20 protein-coding genes are annotated in these 20,141 nt (G+C 68.3%); 15 read left to right on the top strand and 5 right to left on the bottom strand.

From position 1 onward, the window contains the following. Together AC2VOP_RS10105 and AC2VOP_RS10100 are read right to left on the bottom strand one after the other, a co-directional pair. On the bottom strand, positions 1-484 hold a 484-nt coding region (locus tag AC2VOP_RS10105; RefSeq protein WP_486960827.1), incomplete at its 3' end, for an amidohydrolase family protein. A 59-nt stretch (positions 485-543) separates the two neighbouring features. After that, positions 544-975, bottom strand: a complete 432-nt coding sequence (locus AC2VOP_RS10100) for a carboxymuconolactone decarboxylase family protein (protein ID WP_486960826.1) — start codon at positions 973-975, stop codon at positions 544-546. Between the two features lie 54 nt (positions 976-1,029). Between AC2VOP_RS10100 and AC2VOP_RS10095 the strand changes: the two genes are divergently transcribed. The 6 genes from AC2VOP_RS10095 to AC2VOP_RS10070 all read left to right on the top strand — a co-directional run bounded on the left by AC2VOP_RS10095 (position 1,030) and on the right by AC2VOP_RS10070 (position 9,674). After that, positions 1,030-1,833, top strand: coding sequence for an IclR family transcriptional regulator (locus tag AC2VOP_RS10095; RefSeq protein WP_486960825.1), 804 nt, complete (start codon positions 1,030-1,032; stop codon positions 1,831-1,833). Beyond that, entirely contained in the window at positions 1,830-3,410 is a 1,581-nt protein-coding gene (locus AC2VOP_RS10090; protein WP_486960824.1) for an acyl-CoA carboxylase subunit beta, read from the top strand. Before AC2VOP_RS10095 ends, AC2VOP_RS10090 begins: the two co-directional genes overlap by 4 nt. Before the next feature lies 1 nt (position 3,411). Continuing rightward, positions 3,412-4,176: an enoyl-CoA hydratase/isomerase family protein gene (locus AC2VOP_RS10085; protein WP_486960823.1), complete on the top strand. Its 765-nt coding sequence runs from the start codon at positions 3,412-3,414 to the stop codon at positions 4,174-4,176. 5 nt (positions 4,177-4,181) lie between these two features. Then, positions 4,182-5,399, top strand: coding sequence for a CaiB/BaiF CoA transferase family protein (locus tag AC2VOP_RS10080; RefSeq protein WP_486960822.1), 1,218 nt, complete (start codon positions 4,182-4,184; stop codon positions 5,397-5,399). After that, complete coding sequence (locus AC2VOP_RS10075; RefSeq protein ID WP_486960821.1) at positions 5,392-6,261, top strand: HpcH/HpaI aldolase/citrate lyase family protein; 870 nt, start codon at positions 5,392-5,394, stop codon at positions 6,259-6,261. The genes AC2VOP_RS10080 and AC2VOP_RS10075 overlap by 8 nt, the downstream gene beginning before the upstream one ends. 479 nt (positions 6,262-6,740) lie before the next feature. Continuing rightward, entirely contained in the window at positions 6,741-9,674 is a 2,934-nt protein-coding gene (locus AC2VOP_RS10070; protein WP_486960820.1) for a PGRS repeat-containing protein, read from the top strand. A gap of 55 nt (positions 9,675-9,729) precedes the next feature. On the opposite strand, the gene AC2VOP_RS10065 is transcribed toward AC2VOP_RS10070, so the two are convergent. Beyond that, entirely contained in the window at positions 9,730-10,770 is a 1,041-nt protein-coding gene (locus AC2VOP_RS10065) for a PE-PPE domain-containing protein (RefSeq protein WP_486960819.1), read from the bottom strand. A 145-nt stretch (positions 10,771-10,915) separates the two neighbouring features. On the opposite strand from AC2VOP_RS10065, the gene AC2VOP_RS10060 reads away from it, so the two are divergent. Next, complete coding sequence (locus AC2VOP_RS10060) at positions 10,916-11,443, top strand: mycothiol transferase (RefSeq protein ID WP_486960818.1); 528 nt, start codon at positions 10,916-10,918, stop codon at positions 11,441-11,443. Positions 11,444-11,446: 3 nt separating this feature from the next. Beyond that, positions 11,447-12,289: a hypothetical protein gene (locus AC2VOP_RS10055; RefSeq protein ID WP_486960817.1), complete on the top strand. Its 843-nt coding sequence runs from the start codon at positions 11,447-11,449 to the stop codon at positions 12,287-12,289. Positions 12,290-12,295: 6 nt separating this feature from the next. Here AC2VOP_RS10055 and AC2VOP_RS10050 read toward each other — a convergent pair whose 3' ends face one another. Next, positions 12,296-13,198 (bottom strand): crotonase/enoyl-CoA hydratase family protein, encoded by a 903-nt coding sequence (locus AC2VOP_RS10050; protein ID WP_486960816.1) that lies wholly within the window; start codon positions 13,196-13,198, stop codon positions 12,296-12,298. Between the two features lie 178 nt (positions 13,199-13,376). Here AC2VOP_RS10050 and AC2VOP_RS10045 point away from each other — a divergent pair, with 178 nt between their 5' ends. Then, positions 13,377-13,601 (top strand): FitA-like ribbon-helix-helix domain-containing protein, encoded by a 225-nt coding sequence (locus tag AC2VOP_RS10045; RefSeq protein WP_486960815.1) that lies wholly within the window; start codon positions 13,377-13,379, stop codon positions 13,599-13,601. A 2-nt stretch (positions 13,602-13,603) separates the two neighbouring features. Further along, on the top strand, positions 13,604-13,987 hold the full coding sequence (locus tag AC2VOP_RS10040; protein ID WP_486960814.1) for a type II toxin-antitoxin system VapC family toxin: 384 nt from the start codon (positions 13,604-13,606) through the stop codon (positions 13,985-13,987). 76 nt (positions 13,988-14,063) lie between these two features. Here the strand turns inward: AC2VOP_RS10040 and AC2VOP_RS10035 are convergent, their stop codons facing one another. Then, positions 14,064-16,082, bottom strand: a complete 2,019-nt coding sequence (locus tag AC2VOP_RS10035) for a prolyl oligopeptidase family serine peptidase (RefSeq protein ID WP_486960813.1) — start codon at positions 16,080-16,082, stop codon at positions 14,064-14,066. A gap of 67 nt (positions 16,083-16,149) precedes the next feature. Between AC2VOP_RS10035 and exaC the strand changes: the two genes are divergently transcribed. The 5 genes from exaC to lpdA form a co-directional block, all read left to right on the top strand. Further along, complete coding sequence (gene exaC / locus AC2VOP_RS10030) at positions 16,150-17,673, top strand: acetaldehyde dehydrogenase ExaC (protein WP_486960812.1); 1,524 nt, start codon at positions 16,150-16,152, stop codon at positions 17,671-17,673. Then, positions 17,673-18,158 (top strand): DUF779 domain-containing protein, encoded by a 486-nt coding sequence (locus AC2VOP_RS10025; protein ID WP_486960811.1) that lies wholly within the window; start codon positions 17,673-17,675, stop codon positions 18,156-18,158. The genes exaC and AC2VOP_RS10025 overlap by 1 nt, the downstream gene beginning before the upstream one ends. A 41-nt stretch (positions 18,159-18,199) precedes the next feature. Continuing rightward, positions 18,200-18,478: a putative holin gene (locus AC2VOP_RS10020; RefSeq protein ID WP_486960810.1), complete on the top strand. Its 279-nt coding sequence runs from the start codon at positions 18,200-18,202 to the stop codon at positions 18,476-18,478. Then, complete coding sequence (locus AC2VOP_RS10015; protein WP_486960809.1) at positions 18,471-19,004, top strand: hypothetical protein; 534 nt, start codon at positions 18,471-18,473, stop codon at positions 19,002-19,004. The genes AC2VOP_RS10020 and AC2VOP_RS10015 overlap by 8 nt, the downstream gene beginning before the upstream one ends. A gap of 37 nt (positions 19,005-19,041) precedes the next feature. Further along, the coding region (gene lpdA, locus AC2VOP_RS10010) for a dihydrolipoyl dehydrogenase (RefSeq protein WP_486960808.1) at positions 19,042-20,141 on the top strand (1,100 nt) is incomplete at its 3' end.

The raw sequence follows: 20,141 nt of genomic DNA, 5'->3' as shown, positions 1-20,141 counted from the left end.
CCATCACATACACCCGCAGCGGTGAATGCGGCAGGTAGGCCGCCACGTCGATATCACGCTTGCCCGCGTCCAGCGCATCCAGGTACTGCGGGAAGGTTTCCCAGGTCCACGGCAGCCCATCGGTCATCACCACACCGGGGATGTCCTCGACGCCGGCCATCACGTCGACCAGTACGTCGTGGTCTTGGGCTCGGCACGGCGCGAACCCGACCCCGCAGTTGCCCATCAGCACCGTCGTCACGCCGTGCGACGACGACGGGTTGAGCCGGTCCGACCAGATGGACTGGCCGTCGTAGTGGGTGTGCAGGTCGACAAAGCCCGGAGTGACCAGCAGCCCGGTGGCGTCGATCTCCCGCTTGCCGGTGCCGTCGACACTCCCGAGTGCGCTGATCACACCACCGGTGACCGCGACGTCGCCGGTGTATGGTCCGCCGCCCAGGCCGTCGACGATGGTGCCGTTGCGAATGACGAGGTCGTAGGCCACCTCATCAATCTACGACCATGGTGGCGCCCGATGCCAGGGGTGAACTGCGCCGCTGCGGGTCAACCGCCGCGCGGGGCGGCCGGCAAGCCGGTCTTGTCCACGACGATGCCCTGCGCCTGCGCCGATCTCAACACGTCCTGCCACAACCGCAATGCGTTGAGTGCGGCGGGAAATCCGGCATACACCGTCGACATCACCAGAACCTCGTGCACCGCAGCCGGCGACACGCCGCCGTCCAGCGCACCGAACAGGTAGGCGCGCAACTGATCCGGCCGCTCGGTCGCGGCCAGCATCGCAATGGCGATCAGCGTGCGCTGGGTTTCGTCGAGTCCGGGGCGGTCCCAGACCTGACCGAAGACGAACGAGTCGACCCATCCGGCCACCCCCGGATCAAGACCCTCCAGGTGTGCCTGCAGTTTGGCTGATTTGCGGCCCTGCACCCGCGCCCGGCGACGCGCGCCCACCGACGAGGGGTCTTCGCGTTCGACCACCTGGCCTCCCCGCTCCCTTGACTGCAACCATGTCGTGGATACACACTCCACGATGTGGCTAACACCGTCAAGGGCCCGGCCAGGGCGCAGGGTGATGGCAAGGCGGTCAAGCCGACGCTGGTGCTGCGCAAGGCGCTGGATGTGCTCGACGCGTTCAGCCTCACCGCCCCCGAGCTCACCTTGTCCGAGATCCGGTCGGCTGCCGGTCTGCCCGCGACGACGTGCGGTCGGTTGGTGGGCAACCTCGCCGACGAGGGGCTGCTCGACCGGGTGGGCGACCGGTACCGCATCAGCCTTTCGGTGCTGCGGTGGTCGGCGGTGGCGCTGCGCGGGCTCGGCATGGTCGATCGACTGACCCCGGTCATCGAGGAGCTTCGTGATCGCACCGGGGAGAGCGGGGCGGTCTTCGTGCGACAGGCGCTGAGCCGGACTTGCGTGGCGGTGGCACCGACCCGCCACCCGGTGATTTGGCAGCTGCAGGTCGGCATGTCCACGCCGCTGCACGTCGGCTCCGGCGGGCGCGCGATCCTCGCGTTCGACCCGGACGCGATCGAAGCGACCCTGACCTCCGCGCGCGCCGCGCCGACGGATCACACCCTGGTCGATGCCGGTCGGCTCGCTAAGGCACTGGCGGCCACCCGCACGACCGGCCTGGCGATCAGCACCGAGGAACTCGACTGGGGCGTGGCCGGCGTGAGCGCACCCGTCTTCGGGCTCACCGGTGGCGTCGTCGCCTCGGTCGGCGTCGCTGGGCCGGTGCAGCGGTTCACCGAAGCCGACATCGCGGGCTACTGTCCCGCCGTCCTCGACGCGGCACGTGTTGCGACCCGATACCTGGGCGGTGAGTTCTTGTGGTGAACAGAAACGAGGACAACGTGGTCGACGTTCAAACACCTGACGACGCCAGCCCGGACGCTCGAGTCGATGCCCTGCGCCAACGAATCCGTCGGGGCGGGTCGGAGCAGCGTAAGTCCGAATTGCATTCTCGTGGCAGCCTTTTAGTGCGTGAACGATTGGAGCGGTTGCTCGATCCCGGCTTTGTGATCGAGGACTGGATCCTGGCCCGGCACGACGATCCGGCGCTGCCGGCCGACGCCGTGGTGACGGTGGTCGGACACGTCGGCGGCCGACAGGTCGCGGTGATGGCCAACGACATGTCGGTCAAGGCCGGCACCTGGGGCGTCAAGACCGTCCGCAAAATCCAGCGCATCCAGGAAGTTGCCCTGGATTACCGGATTCCGATGATCTATCTGGTCGACTCCGGCGGGGCGCGCATCTCCGAGCAGTACGGGCTGTATCTGGACCGCGACCACTCCGGGCGCATCTTCTGGAACATGGCGCGGATGAATGGCGTCGTGCCTCAGCTGTGCGTCAACTTCGGCCCCTCACCGGCCGGCGCGGCATACCTGCCGGCGTTCTGCGATCTGGTGGTCATGATCGACGGCCGGACCAGCGTCTACCTCGGCTCGCCGCGCCAGGCGGCCGCGGCCACCGGGGAACAGGTCGACGACGAAGAGCTGGGCGGAGCTCGGATGCATTGCACCGAAAGCGGACTCGGTGATGTGCTCGTCGACACCGAGGACGCGGCGCTGGAAGTCGTGAAGGACTACCTGGCGCTGATGCCGTCGAATTGGACCGAACGGACCCCGGATTGCGACCCGGTCGAGCCCACCGGTGACGGCACGCAACTCGAATCCGTCATCCCCGCCGACGAGCGGAAATTCTTCGACGTCGCAAAGGTCATCGATGCGATCGTCGACGCCGGCAGCTTCTTCGAGATCAAGAAGCACTACGCCGGCGAACTGGTCACCGGTTACGCGCGGATCGAGGGGATGGTGGTCGGCATCGTCGCCAACCAACCCAAGGTCCGCGGCGGGATCCTGATGCAGGACTCCTCGGAGAAAGGCGCCCAGTTCATCTCGACCTGCACGGCCTACAACATCCCGCTGGTTTTCCTGATGGACGTTCCCGGGTTCATGATCAGCAGTCACTGCGAGAAGGCGGCCATCATCCGGCGCGGCCAGAAGATGCTGCAGGCGGTCGCCGAGGCCACTCAGCCGCGGATCTGCGTGATCCTGCGCAAGGCCTACGGCGCCGGCTACATGGCGATGTCGGGGGCGACGTTTCAGCCCGACTGCACCATTGCGCTTCCGCAGGCGCAGCTGGGCCTGATGGGCCCGGCCGCGGCCGTGCAGGCGATCTACGCGAAAAAGATCGCTGCGCTATCCGCAGGTGAGCGGGCGGCGTTCGTCACGGCTAAACAGCAGGAGTACGCCGCTGACATCGGCGTATGGGGACCGGCGGCCGAGATGTACATCGACGACGTTGTTCCCGGTCGCGAGCTGAGACAGCAACTGGCCGAGCGGCTGCGGCTGTACCGACGTCGCCGGCACCGTCCGCTCGCGCAGCGCAACACCCACATCATGAGGGGCTGATATGACGGGAACCGTGCACTATCAGGTCGATTCGGGTATCGCGACCTTGACGATCGACGACCGGCCACACCGCAACGCGCTGTCGGCAGCCATCCGCACCGGGTTGTTCGACGGCCTCAAGCGTTCCGAGGCCGACCCCGGTGTCTCGGTCGTCATCCTCACCGGCGCCGGAGAGCATGCCTTCTGTGCCGGCGCCAACCTCAAAGAGATGGCCGCCGAACGGCTTTCGGTGCCACCGCCGGACTACATGCCCATCATCCGGCGCACCGTGCCGTTCTCCAAGCTGCTCATTGCGGCGGTCAACGGGGTGGCCTTCGGCGGCGGCTTTCTGCTGGCTCAGATGGCCGATCTGGTGATCGCGGCCGACCATGCGCAGTTTGGCATGCCCGAGGCCAAGGTCGGCCGCGGTGCGCCGTGGTCGGCGCCGCTGTCGCAAATGATCCCGCGCCGGGTCTGGCTGCAACTGCTGGTCACCGGGGACCCGATCGACGCCGCACGCGCTCACCAGATCGGCCTGGTCAACGATGTCGTGCCCGCCGCCGAGTTGATGGCGTCGGCGAACGCGCTGGCCGTGAAGATTCGCGACAACGCACCGTTGACCGTGCAGGCGTCGCTGCAGATGGTCGGGCTGGCCGGCGAGATGGGCGTGACGGCGGCCTGGGATGCGGCCGATGAGCTGTTCGAGACGGTCTACCGCAGCGCCGACGCGCTCGAGGGGCCAGCGGCGTTTCGCGAAGGCCGGCAACCGAATTGGCAGGGCAGGTGATCACGATGGCGGACAAGGCCGAATCCACCGCTGCCCTGGCCGGGCTGAGGGTCGTCGAGTTCGCCCACGTGATCGCCGGCCCGCTGGCCGGTACGCTGCTCGCCGACCTCGGCGCAGACGTCGTCCACGTCGAACCGCCCGGCGTCGGCGACACCGGCCGCAAGATGGGGCCCACCAAAAACGGTGTGCCCCTGTGGTGGAAGGTGGCCGCCCGCAACAAGCGGTCCCTGTCACTGGACCTGCGTCAGCAGGCCGGGCAAGACGTGGCCCGGCGGCTGGCCGGCTGGGCCGACGTGGTGATCACCAACCTGCGTGTCGACACTCTGACGAAGTGGGGGCTGGACTGGCCGACACTGCATCAGCTCAATTCGTCGCTGATCTACGCCCAGATCACCGGTTTCGGGGCGAACACGTCGATGCGCAACGCGCCCGGCTTCGGCAAGGTTGGCGAAGCACGCAGCGGTGTGGTGCATCTGACCGGCTTTGCCGACGGGCCACCGGTGCACACCGGGTTCTCTCACGCCGACACGGTGACCGCGCTCACTGCGGCGTTCGGCATTCTGGCCGCGGCCTACCGCAAGGCCCACGACCCGGATTTCTGCGGCGAGTGGATCGACCTGGCGCTCTTCGAGCCGCTGTTTCGCCTGGTCGAATGGCAGGTGATCACCCATGACCAGCTCGGTGTGGCGCCGGGCCGGTCGGGCAACCGGCTGGCCATCGCGCCCGCAGCGGTGGTCAACACCTATCTGAGCGCCGACGGCGAGTGGATCACCGTCACCTCTGCCACGGTGCGGTCGGTGCGCAACGTCGCCCGGCTGCTCGGGCTGCCCGCGGAGGATTACCAAACCGTCGAGCAGCAGGTCGCCCGAAGCGACGAACTCGATGATGCGTTGCGAACGTGGGTCGGGCAGCGCAGCACCGCAGCCGCCCTGCGCGCCATGTCAGACGCGGAAGTGGTGGCATCCCAGATCTTTTCGATGGACGACATCGCCGCCGACCCCACCTACGCCGAACGGGAGGCCATCGTCTGCGTTCCCGACGACGAGCTCGGCCGGGTCCGCATGCAGGCGGTGGTGCCCAAAATGCATACGCATGGCGGAGCGGTCTGGCGCACCGGGCCGGCACTGGGCGCCGACAACGACGTGGTGTGCAAGCACTGGCTGGGCATGACCGACGCCGAGTTCGACAAGCTGTGCGCCACAGGAGTAATCGGCGATGGCTGATCGGGCTGACCTACAGCTGCGGCGGGTGCGCAGCATCCTGGAATCACCGATCCTCGACGCCGATAAGTGGGCGAAAGTCCCCGACATCCCCGCCGACGCGGTGCTGCTGGACCTCGAGGACAGCGTGCCGCAGACACGCAAGGCCGAAGCCCGCGCCACAGTGGTCGCCCAGCTGGCGGACCTGGCGCATCTGGGTGGCCGGCTCGCGATCCCGCGAGTCAATCCGCTAGCCACACCCGACGGCGAAGCCGATCTGCGGGCAGTGGCAGCAGCAGGCGCTGCGGTCGTCGCATACCCGAAGGTCGATACGGCGGGCGAGCTGGATGACGTGCGCGCCGTCCTGCGCGACGCCGGTGCCGAACCCGCGCTGGTGCCGGTGATCGAGACCGCCCGCGCGGTGCTCGAACTGGACAAGATCGCGGCGATGCCGCAGCTCGGCGGATTGCTGTTCGGTCCGTTCGACCTCGCCGTCGACGCGGGAATCACCCCGTTCGACGGACCCGCGCTGTTCGCCGACGCCTACCACTACGCCAAGAACAAAATGGTGTTGGCCGGAGCTGCGTTCGGCCTGCCGGTGTTCGACTTCTTGTTGACACCGCAGCTGCGGGACTCCGGTCAGGTAGCATCGGCGGCCGATTACGCGCGCCGGATGGGGTTCGACGGCATGGCGACTTTCTATCCGCCTCACGTCGACGTGATCAACGCCGCGTTCACGCCGACGGCCGAGGCGATCGCTCAAGCCAGAGAGGTGGTGCGGGTGTACGAGGCCGCGCTGAGCGCCGGCAACGCCGCCGCGCAGATCGACGGCAGGGCGCTGATCGTGCAGGACTACAAGCGTGCACTGCGCACCCTGGAAGGGTAGTGCAGCGAGGAGGGCGGTGGCAGTGAGGCGGCCATCCGGCCGCAGCCGGGACGTTTTCACTTGCTCACGGAGTGTTGAGTGATCGTGAATTTTCAGATATGAGTGACAGAATCGTTGCGACCAGGGTATGTTAACACTCCTCACGGTCTCGCCATGGAACTGGTCGGGGGTACGAAATGTCCTGCCAGCGTCGCACTAAAATTAACCGTCAATCCGGTAAAGCCACCGCGCGGCGCTGCGCTCACCGTGTGGTGAGTGCCGGCGCCGCAGGGGGAGCATTTTTGGCTTTGGGATTGACGCCGTTGGCGGGGCCGGCACATGCCGATATCGAGGATTTGTTCGATCCGGGTAGTTGGGGTGATCCGTTCGTCCCGGGTGGTTGGGATAGTTGGTTCGGTTCGGGCCCAGCTGGCCTAGCCGGTGATGCGGTCAGCAACGTCCTGGCTGCGAACCCCGCGGCAAGCGACTTAGGTGCTCACATGGCTCAGGCGTTCCAGACCGACTTCTGGTTGCCGTTCCATGCGGCTCTGCAGGACTGGATCACCAGCCCACTGGGTGAACAGGTCGACGGCGTGATCAACACGCTGTTCGCCCCGCTGACCCCTGACGCCTGTGGCCTGATTTGCAATGGCGCCCCCGGAACCGAGGCGGACCCCAATGGCGGTAATGCGGGACTGTGGTTCGGTGACGGCGGCGCCGGTTGGGACAGCACGGTGGCCGGTGATCCCGGTGGCAACGGCGGGGATGCCGGAGGCTGGGGCAATGGCGGCGATGGCGGTGCCGGCGGGTTGGGTGCCGACGGTGGTAACGGCGGCAACGGTGGCGAGCAGTTCGGCGACGGCGGTGACGGCGGCACCGGCGGTACCGGTACCTTCGCGGGCAGCGGCACTGGCGCCGGCGGCGCCGGCGGTAACGGCGGTAGCACCGGGGCTGCCAGCGACATCTTGGGCGCGCTGGCAACCGGAAATGGTGGCGATGGTGGTGTCGGTGGTGCCGGTGCGGCCGGCACCAATGGCGCTGCAGGCACTGCCCCGGGTGCTGTCGGCGGTGACGGCACCGTCGGTGGTGTGGGCGGCACTGGTGGTGTCGGTGGTGCAGGCGGGGTGCTCATCGGCACCGGCGGTAACGGTGGTGCCGGCGGTGTCGGTGGTGCCGGCGGTAACGGTGGTGCCGGCGTCGCCGGGTCGGCCGGGTCGTTCGCCAACGGTGGCGCCGGGGCTGGCCAGGCTGGTGGTGACGGTGGTGGCGGCGGGACCGGTGGCGGCGGCGGTGACGGTGGTGCCGCCGGTAAGAGCGGCATCTTCGGCGGCCCGACCGGGCAGGGTGTCGGCGGTGATGGTGGTGCCGGCGGTAACGCCGGTACGCCGGGTAATGGTGGCACCGGTGCGGCCGCCACCACCGCGGCCAACCCCGGCGGCGGTGACGGTGGTGACGGCGGTGACCCGGGTGCGGCCGGTGACGGTGGGATCGGTGGTACCGGCTCTAGCACCGGCAGCACTGGCGCGGACGGCGCCGGGGTAAGCACTCCGGCTGGCAATGGTGGCAACGGCGGCACCGGTTATAGCTTTACCGGCAACGGCACCGGCGCGGCTGGTGGCAACGGCGGGGCAGGCGGCAACGGCGGCACGGTCGGCAACGGGGGCGACGGCGGGGCCGGCGGCACCGGTGACAGCGGCGGCACCGGGGGGCCCGGCACCAACGGCACGTCCGGGAGCCCCAGCGGCGCCAACGGTTCCGCGGGTGGGACTGGTGGCGCCGGTGGGCAAGGCGGTGCCGGTGGCACCGGCGGCAGCCTGGCGGCCAACACCGCCGGCAACGGCGGGGCTGGCGGCCAGGGCGGTGCGGGTGGCACCGGCGGGGCTGGCGGCAGCGGCTTCGACGCTAGCGATCTGAGCAATGGCATGGCCGGCGGTGACGGCGGCACCGGCGGGGCGGCCGGTACCGGCGGCCACGGTGGTGCCGGCGGCAACGCCGGCACTGCCGCCAACGGCACGGTGGGCACCAACGGCAACGGCGGTGACGGCGGTGCCGGCGGCGTTGCCGGTGTGGGGGGTGACGGTGGCGGCGGTGCGGCCGGTGCCAGCGGCATCAGTGACGGCGCCGGCGGGAACGGCGGCCAGGGGGGTGACTCGGGCGACGTCAGCGGCACCGGCGGTGCCGGCGGTGCGCACGGCACCACCAACGGCGGCGGCGGAACCGACGGCACCAAAGGCGTGAACGGCACTCTGCCGACCGCCGTGTCGGGCAACGGCGGTAACGGTGGCAACGGCGCGGCTGGAGTTGCCAACGTGCCCGGCGGCGGCGGCAAGCTGGGGGCCGGCGGGGACGGCGGGGCCGGCGGCAACGGCGGCACGGTGGGCAACGGGGGCGACGGCGGCAACGGTGGGGCCGGCGACAACGGCACCAGTCAGAAAGAGGTTGGTAACGGCGGACCCGGTGGAGACGGCGGCACCGGCGGGCAAGGCGGGGTCGGCGGCTCGACGTCCGGCAACGGCGGTAACGGTGGGCAGGGCGGTGACGGTGGGCTCGGCGGCAACGGCGGCGAGCTGTCAGGCGCCGGCGGTATCGGCGGCGGTGGCGGGGAGGGTGGCGCCGGCGGTCACGCGGGCCCGATCGGCGACGGCGGCGCCGGCGGGGCCGGTGGCAACGGCGCACACGGCGGCGACGGCGGTGGCCGCCTCGGCAGCGGCGGTGCACCCGGCGCCGGCGGGGCTGGCGGGAATGGCGGCGCCGGCGGTGACGGCGGATCGGCCTCCGGTGACGGCGGCGCCGGGGGCACCGGCGGCAACGCCGGCGCTGTCGGTGCCGGCGGTTCGACCACCCCCGGCGCGAACGGCGGCAACGGCGGGAACGGAGGCGACGCCGGTGACAACGGCGACGGCGGGCCAGGCGGGGCCGGCGGTAACGGCGGGGTCGGCGGCACGGGCACCACCCCGAACTCCCCGGATGCCGACGGCAACCCCGGCAATCCCGGTGGTATCGGCGGGCTCGGCGGAAACGGGGGTGCGGGCGGGGCCGACGCCGGTAACGGGGGTGCCGGCGGGCTCGGTGGCCAAGGCGGCACCGGCGGCACCGGCGGAGCCGGCGCCGGTGGCGAACGTGAAGCCGAAGTCCATGGCGGTGACGGCGGCACAGGGGGCACCGGCGGTGTCGGCGGGCACGGCGGCGACGGCGGCACCGCCACGGCGGGCAGCCAAGGCGCCGGCGCGGCCGGTGGTGCCGGTGGCACCGGCGGCCAGGGTGGCCACGGCGGTTCGGGAGGTTTGGACGAACCCGGCCTGCCGGGCAAGGGCGGCACGGCTGGGGACCCCGGCGCCCCACCCGTCAACAGCACCGGTGGCGCCGGCGGCGCCGGCGGTTCCGGGGGAGACGGCGGTCAGGGCGGCGGCTTGAGGAAGGTGCATTTGCCGTGATCAAGGTTGACGGCACCGCCAAACGGTAAAGCGGCGGACTTTTAGGTAAGTCCCGTCAGAGGCTCAAGACGTCCAGGTGTGCCAGCATATCGGCGACGCCCTGCCATAAGTCCGCTAACCATGGTCCGGCGACGATGTCGGCCGCCAAGGGGATCGACCCGGGCAGCGGATGGTTGGCACCGTCGTACCCGGCGTTGACCAGAGCCGCCATCGTTGGCTCCAGCTGATCGTAGAGAGCCTTGCTGAACGTCGCCCAGCTCAGTATCGGCAGATACGGTTGGTAATCCGGGTCGGCGGCGGTGCCGAAGTTGTACACGTCGGGCATCAGGTAAAAGTGTGTCGACTCGGTGGAGATCGACGGCAGCGCCTGAGCGTGAGCGATCTCGTAGGTTAATTCGGCGGGCGTCAACTTGGCGTAGCCGAGGTGAATATCGAACAGGCCGAGCAGTGAATTCCACCACGCGACCAGGTCGAACTTGGTCGGTTCGTCGCAGACCGGGTCGTACATGCCGCAGTAGACATCGACCGTGTACCCGCCGTTGTCGGTCGGGAACGTCTGCGTCATGCCCGGATAGAGCAGGCTCATCAGCCATTGGTCGGCGGGGTTCTGGAACAGCCCCGTGCCACCGTCGAACGGGGGCATCGACGGCGGCGCCAACGCCACAATGTGCAGATCCGACGGGTAGGCCGACGGATCCTGCGCGATCGCGGAGAGCACCATGCCCTCGATGCCGGCGCTCTGGGACACCCCGAAGATCGTCACGGCATCGTCGACAAGCTTCTGCAACTGCGCCAGCAAGATCTGCTCGCCCTGGAAATAGGTGCCGGTGTTCATCGTCTCAGGGGTGGTGAGATTGTCGACGCTGGGGCTACCCACGACGAAGTCGGTGCCGAACACATCATTGAGCACATCGACCACGGTCTCGAGCAGATCTATGGGCACGGTGGGGACGCCGGTGCCGCCCATGACGATGGCGACGTCATTGGACAGCAGCGTGATATCGACGGGTCTGGCGGCCGACGCGGCCGGCGCGGATGGCGATACGGACGCCAGCGCGATAGCCGCCAAAAATGTTACGCGCAACCTGCTACTCACTGAGAGACCCTTTCCCCGCGATCAGGAGCCGGGCGTCATAATACGCGACAAGCTCCCGTTGCTACCAGGGGATGTGTGCCGGTGTCCGGCAACTGTCTCGGGTGATCAAGGAGCAGTCACCGGCCCTACGCGTACGGTCACTGGTATGGCCAGCGCTGACACCGCCGTCCGGGAGTTGCTGCGGGACGCGTTCACCCGGTTGATCGAACACGTCGACGAACTCACTGACGGGCTCACCGACGAAGTGGCCGGCTACCGGCCGACTCCGAGCGCCAACAGCGTCGCCTGGCTGCTCTGGCACAGCGCCCGGGTGCAGGACCTCCAGGTCGCCCAGATCGCCGGCGTCGAGCAGGCGTGGACCCGCGACGGCTGGGTCGATCGGTTCGGGCTGGACCTGCCCCGCAGCGACACCGGCTACGGGCACGGCCCCGACGACATGGCCAAGGTGCGGGCACCGGCGGCGTTGCTGGCGGGCTACTACCACGCCGTGCACCAGCTGACGCTGGAGTATGTCACCGGTGTCAGCGCCGACGAGTTGGGCCGCATCGTGGACCGGGGCTGGGATCCGCCGGTGACCGTCAGCATGCGGCTGGTCAGCAGCATCGACGACTGCGCGCAGCACCTGGGCCAGGCCGCTTACCTGCGCGGCATCGCGCGCGGGGCGGCGCAGTAGACCATGCGGTTCATCGCGGCGATGCTGTCGTGGCTGATCGCCACGGCGATGCTGGCGGTCGCGGTGCCTGCAGCATGGGCGCAGCGAAACCTGTTCGACACCAACGGTTATGCAGCGTTGACACAGCGGATGGCCACCGATCCGGTGTTGCAGACCGCGGTGGCCGCAGAGCTGACCACTGCGGCCAGGACGCTGATCAACGCGCGCGGCTACGACGTCGACCCGGCACTGGTGCGAGATGTCGCCGCCGCATACACCGCCGGGCCGTCGTTTCCGCAGCAATTCGCGCAGGCCAACCGGCTGGCACACGACTGGCTGTTCAGCGACGCCGCTTCGCAGACCGGCCACAACGGCTGGTTCGTCGACCTGGCACCGATGCTCAACGATCCCGCGTTCGAGCAGCTGCTGGGCAGCTACCTGACCGAGGTTCCGTCGACATTGACGGTCCGGTTAACGCCCTCAGCGCCAGAGTTGTTGCGGCCCGGACAGTTACGGCCGCTGACCACGTGGGGCCGGTGGGTAAGCGTCGGCGCGACGGTGTTGACGGGCGTGTGCGCGCTGCTGGTGTTGCTGGCCGCCCGCGATCGCGGGAAGGCCCTGACCGGCCTGGGTGTCTCGGCATTGCTGGTCGGTGCGGGCGATTGGGCGGGCGTTGAGGTCGCTCGCCGCTACATCAACGCGGCGCTGAACCAGACCGCCGGCGATACCCGCCAGATCGCCGATGTCATGGTGGCCGACGCCGTGGGCAGCCTGCATCAGTGGCTCAGCCTGACGTTGGGCGCCGGCAGCGTGCTGACGGTGGTCGGGACGATCGTGGCGGTTCTGGGTGGGCTGCGAAGGTCGTGAGCAGGCTCACGGCACGACCACGTGCGAGGGGTCGGGCCGCAGATCGGGCGGTGCCTGGCTGTAGTCGCCGAACGGGCCGTCACGCCGCTCGATGGCGGTGCGCACCCCTTCGGTGGCGGCGGTCGCGATGAAGTCGAGCGCTTCGGGGGTGTTGCGCATCAGGCCGTCGAGGATGCCACCCAGCGTCTGGGTGGACGCCAGGCCCATGTTCTCGTAGGCCTGGTTGACGATCAGCTTCTGTGCTCGCAACTGCGACAACGGGATTCGCGCCAGGTCGGTGGCGATCTCGGCGACCCGGGCTTCCAGCCGCTCGAACGGCACCGCCTCGTTGATCAACTCGACTTCGGCGGCCTGCATACCGGTGAGCGGGCGGCCGGTCAGTGCGTGCCACTTGACCTTGGCCAAGCTGAGCCTGTACAGCCACATTCCGGTCAGATAGGCACCCCACATCCGGCTGTACGGTGTGCCGATCACGGCGTCCTCACTGGCGATGACCAGGTCGGCGCAGAGTGCGTAGTCGCTGGCGCCGCCCACACACCAGCCGTGCACCTGCGCGATCACCGGTTTCGACGCCCGCCAGATCGCCATGAACTTACTTGTCGGCCCGGTCTCCCGCGCGGTGACCATCGCGAAGTCCTTGCCGGGATCCCACCGCCCGCCGGTCATCATCGCCTCACCCCAGTGCTGGAAGCCACCGCCGAAGTCGTACCCACCGGAGAACGCCCGGCCGGCGCCGCGCAGCACGATGACTTTGACATCCGGGTCGCGCTCGGCCAGCCCGATCGCCGCCTCGATCTCGTCGGGCATCGGCGGAACGATGGTGTTGAGCTGCTCGGGGCGGTTCAGTGTGACGGTAGCGACTGGCGGCGCCGTGGTGTAGAGCAGAGTTTCGAATTCAGGTGTCGGCATAACAGCAGGCAAGCTTCCCAGGCAGCCGGTGTCAAGCGGTGTCCAGCCCGCCCACGTTGATTTCGGTGCGCAGACGCTCGAAGACGGTGCGCGCGACGGGGCCGTGGGGTGCTGTAGAACGGCAGCGTCATGGTGCGCGTAGGGTGTGACACACCTAAATCAGGTGTATGGTGTCCTGGTGAAGGTCATCCAGATCCGCAATGTTCCCGACGCAGTGCACCGCACCCTGCGCACGCGGGCCTCCGCCGCCGGAGTGTCGCTATCGGACTACGTGCTTGACGAACTCGTACGCGTGGCCGACCGGCCAGCAGTCGCCGACGTCCTGGTCCGGTCGAGCCGACGGAGCGGCGGCGTCAGCGCTGAACTGATCGTTGAGGCGGTTCGCACCGGGCGGGATCGGTGATCGTGGTAGACACATCGGCGCTCATCGACGCGGTGCTGGCCCGCCCGCCCAAGCCCGGGTTGCTGGCACGGTTGTCCGACGACGGCGATCTGCACGCACCGCACCTGATCGATGTCGAAATTCTGCATGCCTTGCGACGTTTGGCGCTGACGGGGGCCGTCCACGAGGCGCGGCTGGAGGACGCGCGCGCCGACATCGACGACATCACCTTGACCAGGTACCCGCTGGGCTCACTTGCCGACCGCGTGTGGGATTTACGTCACCACTTGACTGCGTACGACGCGGTGTTCATCGCGTTGGCGGAGGGGCTGGGGGTGCCGCTCGTGACCTGTGACCGCCGGTTGGCTCGGGCGGGTGGGCACCATGCACATGTGGAGGTCTTCTGACCGCTCGTCGAGGCTCACGCCCTTCGCAGCCCACCCAGGATCGCCACGATCGTCCCGAACACCCTCAGCACGGGAGTCAACGACCATCCAGCATCCGCCACAGGAACGAGAAACTCAGCGCGGCTTTGAATGCGGTCTGCGCGTTGTCGGCCGCACCGGCGTGCCCGCCCTCGATGTTCTCGTAGTACCAGACTCGGTGTCCGGCCGCCTCGAGTGCGGCGGTCATCTTGCGGGCATGACCTGGGTGGACGCGGTCGTCGCGAGTGGATGTGGTGATCAGCACCGGCGGGTAATCACGTGCAGCAGAAATATGGTGGTACGGCGAGTATTCGGAGATGAACTCCCAGTCGTCCGGGTTGTCCGGGTCGCCGTACTCGGCCACCCAGGAGGCACCGGCCAGCAGCAGGTGGAACCGGCGCATGTCCAGCAGCGGCACGCTGCACACCAGCGCTCCGAACAGCTGCGGGTACTGGGTCAGCATGATGCCCATCAGCAGCCCGCCGTTGCTGCCGCCCTGGGCACCCAGCTGGTCCACGGTGGTGATGCCGCGGTCCACCAAATCGCTTGCCACCGCGGCAAAATCTTCGGCCACCAGGTGCCGGCCCTCCCGCATCGCCTGGGTGTGCCAACCTGGCCCGTACTCGCCGCCGCCGCGGATATTGGCCAGCACGTAGGTGCCGCCGCGGGCCAGCCACAGCCGGCCCAGCACCCCGTCGTAGCCGGGGGTGCGTGCCACCTCGAAGCCGCCGTAGCCACCCAGCAACGTCGGCCCGCTCGCGTGGGGCGGCCGGACCACGAAATACGGAATCGACGTGCCGTCCTTCGACGCCACGAAATGCTGTGTGACGCTCATGCCGTCGGCATCGAAGAAAGCCGGGGCGGACTTGATCTCGGAAAGCGGCCCGTCGGCGGTGCCGTGCAACAGCCTTGATGGGGTGTCGAATCCGCTGGAGTCCAGGAAGATCTCGTCGCCGGTGTCGTCGGTTCCGGCGATCACGGTGTTGGTGTTGGCCGGCACTTCGGTCACCGGCCGGCGCCGCCAGCTGCCGGGGGTGACGATTTCGACGCGGCTTGCCACGTCGCACAAGGTGACGATGACCAGCCGATCGCGGGTCCACGCGTAGTGGTGCAGCGCGGTGTGCTCGTCGGGCTCGAACACCACCGACAACTGCGCTGTGCCGGTGAGGAACTCGTCGTACTCGGCGGCCAGCAGCGACCCTGCGGCGTACGAGGCGGCAGCGGTGTCCCAGTCGGTGCGCAGCTCGACCAGCAGCCACTGCCGGTGCACCGAAACCGTCGCGTCGGTAGGTGCGTCGATGCGAATCAGTTCGCCGTCGCGCAGTTCGTAGACCTCTGAGTTCCAGAAGTCGACAGCGCGGCCCAGGAAGGTTCGCTCGAAGCCCGGTGTCCGGTCCGCACTTCCCGAAACACTGACGTCTGTGCGCGAACCTTCGAAGATCGTCTCGGCGTCGGCGAGTGGGGTGCCGCGGCGCCAGCTTTTGACCATCCGCGGGTACCCGGATTCGGTCAGCGAGTCCTTGCCGAAGTCGGTGCCCACCAGCACGGTATCGGGGTCTGCCCAGCTGATGCGGGTTTTGGCCTCGGGGAGGTTGAACCCGTCGGCGACGAATTGGCGTGTGGTCATGTCGAATTCACGCACCACCGAGGCGTCGGAGCCGCCGCGGGACAGCGAGATCAACGCCCGGGTGTGGTCGGGTTCGATGACGTCCGCGCCGGCCCACACCCAGTTCTCGTCCTGAGTTCGGCTCAGCTGATCGACGTCGATCAACACATCCCAGTCCGGGGTGTCGGTGCGGTAACTGTCCAGCGTGGTGCGCCGCCACAGACCGCGCGGGTTGGCGGCGTCGCGCCAGAAGTTGTAGAGATGCTCGCCGCGGCGGCGGACATAGGGGATCCGGGCATCGGTGTCGAGCACCTCCAGCGCGGCGGCGCGCATCGCCTCGAAAGCCGCGCCGCCAAGCTCCGCCACCGTCGGTGCGTTATGGGCGCGTACCCAGTCCAGCGCCTCGTCACCGGTGATGTCCTCGAGCCAGCGGTGGGGGTCGTCGAGGTCGTCGGCAGCCATGGCGGCCATTGTGACGGCGGCGGTACTGTGAGCTATATCGCACCGTCGAAGCACCAGGAAGCAAAGGTTTGGACCGATGACCGTTTATGCACGTCCGGGTTGCGCGGACGCACTGATGAGCTACGACTCCCGCTACAACAACTTCATCGGCGGCGAGTGGGTGCCGCCGGTCGGCGGTGAGTACTTCGAAAACCCGACGCCGGTGACCGGCGAAGTGTTCTGCGAGGTGGCCCGCTCCAGCGCCGCCGACGTCGACAAGGCGCTCGACGCGGCGCACGCCGCCGCGACGGCCTGGGGCAAGACCGCACCCGCCAGGCGAGCGGAGGTGCTGAACCAGATCGCCGACCGCATCGACGCGCACCGCGAAGGGCTGGCGGTGGCGGAGGTGTGGGACAACGGCAAGCCGATCCGGGAGGCTCTCGCCGCCGACATCCCCGCGGCTGCAGACCATTTCCGCTACTTCGCGGCGGCGATCCGTGCCCAGGAGGGCACGCTCAGCCAGATCGACGAGGACACCGTCGCCTACCACTTCCACGAGCCACTGGGCGTGGTGGGCCAGATCATCCCGTGGAACTTCCCGATCCTGATGGCGGCCTGGAAGCTGGCGCCGGCGCTGGCGGCCGGCAACGCGGTGGTGCTCAAACCGGCCGAGCAGACCCCGGCATCGGTCCTGTACCTGATGAGCCTGATCGGTGACCTGCTGCCGGCCGGGGTGGTCAACGTCGTCAACGGGTTCGGCGCCGAGGCCGGCAAACCATTGGCGTCGAGCGACCGGATCGCCAAGGTCGCCTTCACCGGGGAGACCACCACCGGGCGGCTGATCATGCAGTACGCCAGCCACAACATCATCCCGGTCACCCTGGAACTCGGTGGCAAGAGTCCCAACATCTTCTTCAACGACGTGTTGGCCGCCCACGACGACTTCCAGGACAAGGCTTTGGAGGGATTTGCCGGGTTCGCCCTGAATCAGGGCGAGGTGTGCACCTGCCCGTCGCGCAGCTTGATCCAGGCCGACATCTACGACGAGTTCCTGGAGCTGGCGGCGATCCGCACCAAGGCCATCCGGCAGGGCGACCCGCTGGATCTGACGACGATGATCGGCGCGCAGGCCTCCAACGATCAGCTGGAGAAGATCCTGTCCTACATCCAGATCGGCAGAGATGAAGGCGCCAAGATCGTCACCGGCGGCGAGCGCACCGAACTCGGTGGCGACCTGTCCGGCGGCTACTACATCCAGCCGACGATATTCACCGGCCACAACAAGATGCGGATCTTCCAGGAGGAGATCTTCGGTCCGGTGGTGTCGGTGACTTCGTTCTCCGACTACGACGACGCCATCGGAAAAGCCAACGACACCCTCTACGGCCTGGCCGCTGGGGTGTGGAGCCGCGACGCCAACACCGGCTACCGGGCCGGCCGCGACATCCAGGCCGGCCGGGTGTGGGTCAACTGCTTCCATGTCTACCCGGCGCATGCGGCGTTCGGCGGCTACAAACAGTCCGGCATCGGCCGGGAGAACCACAAGATGGTGCTCGACCACTACCAGCAGATCAAAAACCTGTTGGTGTCCTACTCGGCGAAGGCGCAGGGCTTGTTCTGATGGCTGCACCGCCGCGCGTGGTGATCACCGAAGCCGCCGCCGACCTGCTGGTCCGGCTGGCGCAGCGGTACGGCCCGGTGATGTTTCACCAGTCCGGCGGCTGCTGCGACGGGTCGTCGCCGATGTGCTACCCGGACGGTGACTTCATCGTCGGCGACCGGGATGTGCTGCTCGGTGTGCTCGATATCGGTGGCGCCGACGGTGCGATGGGTGACGGGGTGCCGGTGTGGATCTCCGGGCCGCAGTTCGCCGCCTGGAAGCACACCCAATTGATCATCGACGTGGTACCGGGCCGCGGCGGCGGATTCAGCCTGGAGGCACCCGAGGGGATGCGCTTCCTGTCCCGCGGGCGCGCCTTCACCGACGCCGAGAACGCGTCGCTGGACGCTGGAGCGGTGATCACCGGCGCCGACTACCAGCGCGGTGATCGCCCGCCGGCACGGGCTCCGGTGGTGGCCGACACAGCCGCGGAGCACGCCGGCTAGTTACCGTGCTGACCGGCTCATTCGCAGTACAGTTTTAAGGCATGATCCCGCTACCGCGGCCCTGGCCGCTGACCAGCGCGATGCTGGTCGGTACTGCGGTGGGAGTGGTCGCGGCGATCGGTGCGACGCTGCTGGTATCAGCACACCTGCGGCCGGACATCGTGATCGCATTGGTGCTCGGGACGCCCAGCATCGCCGGACTGTTGCTGGTCTTGTTTTCCCTGCGTGCCTGGGTGACAACACTGGGTGCGTTCCTGGTCGCGCTGGCGCCGGGCTGGTTCGGGGTGCTGGTCGCGATTGAGGTGGTGTCGCGTGGTTGACGACCAACGGGCAGTGCTGCCGGAGACCGAACCGCACCCGGCACCGATCTTCGACACCGGTCCGTATCCGCAGCCTCTGTCAGGGTCCCTGTCGAATACCAGCCCGGGACTGCCGCTTTCGGGTTCCTCGGTGGCGGTGGCCGAGGCGATGAACACCGACATACCAGACCGCGCGCCGGCAGCGGTGATCGCGCCCGGCCAAAATCAGTCCCTGAAACGGTGGAAGCTGGTGCTGGTGCTCCTAGCGGTCTGGTTGCCGGCGGCCGGGATCGGGCTGGCGTTGTTCTCCTGGTGGTACTCGCTGGTCGACAAAACACCGGCTGTCTTCGCTGTGCTGCTCTACGTGGTGACGTGCACCGTCGCCGGTTTGATGCTGGCGATGGTGCCGGCCAGGCCACTGATCTCGGCGCTGGCGGTGGCGGTGATGTCGGCGGTGTTCGCCTCGGCCACGGCCGCCGCCCCGCTCTACGGCCACCACTACTGCCAGGTGAAAAGCCCCTGCGTGGCGGGGATCGTCCCGTACTGAGGCCCGCGGCGCCTTCGGCGGCGGATAGGGTGAGCTAGTGACCCACTTTGACGTCGTCGTTCTCGGAGCCGGGCCCGGCGGGTACGTCGCGGCCATTCGCGCCGCCCAGTTGGGCTGCAACACCGCCATCGTCGAACCCAGATACTGGGGCGGGGTCTGCCTCAACGTCGGCTGCATCCCGTCCAAGGCTTTGCTGCGCAACGCCGAACTCGCACACATCTTCTCCCGCGAAGCCGAAGCCTTCGGGATCAGCGGCGACGTGACCTTCGACTACGGCGCGGCGTTCGATCGCAGCCGGCAGGTGGCCGAGGGCCGGGTGGCGGGCGTGCATTTCCTGATGAAGAAGAACGCGATCACCGAGGTCCACGGCTACGCCACCTTCACCGACGCCACCACGCTGTCGGTGGCGCTGAATGACGGTGGCACAGACACGGTCAGCTTCGACAACGCCGTCATCGCCACCGGCAGCAGCACCCCGCTGGTGCCCCGAACAACGTTGTCGGCCAACGTCGTCACCTACGAGCAGTTGATCCTGACCCGTGAGCTGCCGTCGTCGATCATCATCGTCGGTGCCGGGGCCATCGGTATCGAGTTCGCCTACGTGCTGGCCAACTACGGCGTCGACGTGACCGTCGTGGAGTGTCTGCCGCGGGTGCTGCCCAACGAGGACGCCGAGGTCTCCCGGGAGATCGCGAAACAGTTCAAGAAGCTGGGCGTGAAGATCCTGACCGGAACCACCGTGGAAGGCATGCGAGACGACGGTTCAACCGTCACCGTCACTGTGAGCAAGGACGGCCAGACCGAGGAGCTCAAGGCAGACAAGGTATTGCAGGCCATCGGGTTTGCCCCCAATGTCGAGGGCTACGGCCTAGATGCGGCCGGGGTGGCGCTGACCGACCGCAAGGCCATCGGCATCGACGACCACATGCGCACCAACGTCAGCCACATCTACGCCATCGGTGATGTCACCGGGCTGCTGCAGCTGGCCCACGTCGCCGAGGCCCAGGGCGTGGTAGCCGCTGAAACCATTGCCGGGGCACAGACTTTGACGCTCGGCGACTACCGGATGATGCCGCGCGCCACGTTCTGCCAGCCGCAGGTGGCCAGCTTCGGGCTCACCGAAGAGCAGGCCCGCAC

This window comes from Mycobacterium sp. TH-M106, assembly GCF_057473765.1.
Note: the sequence above shows the minus strand (reverse complement) of the source record. Positions and strands in the feature narration are given on the sequence as shown.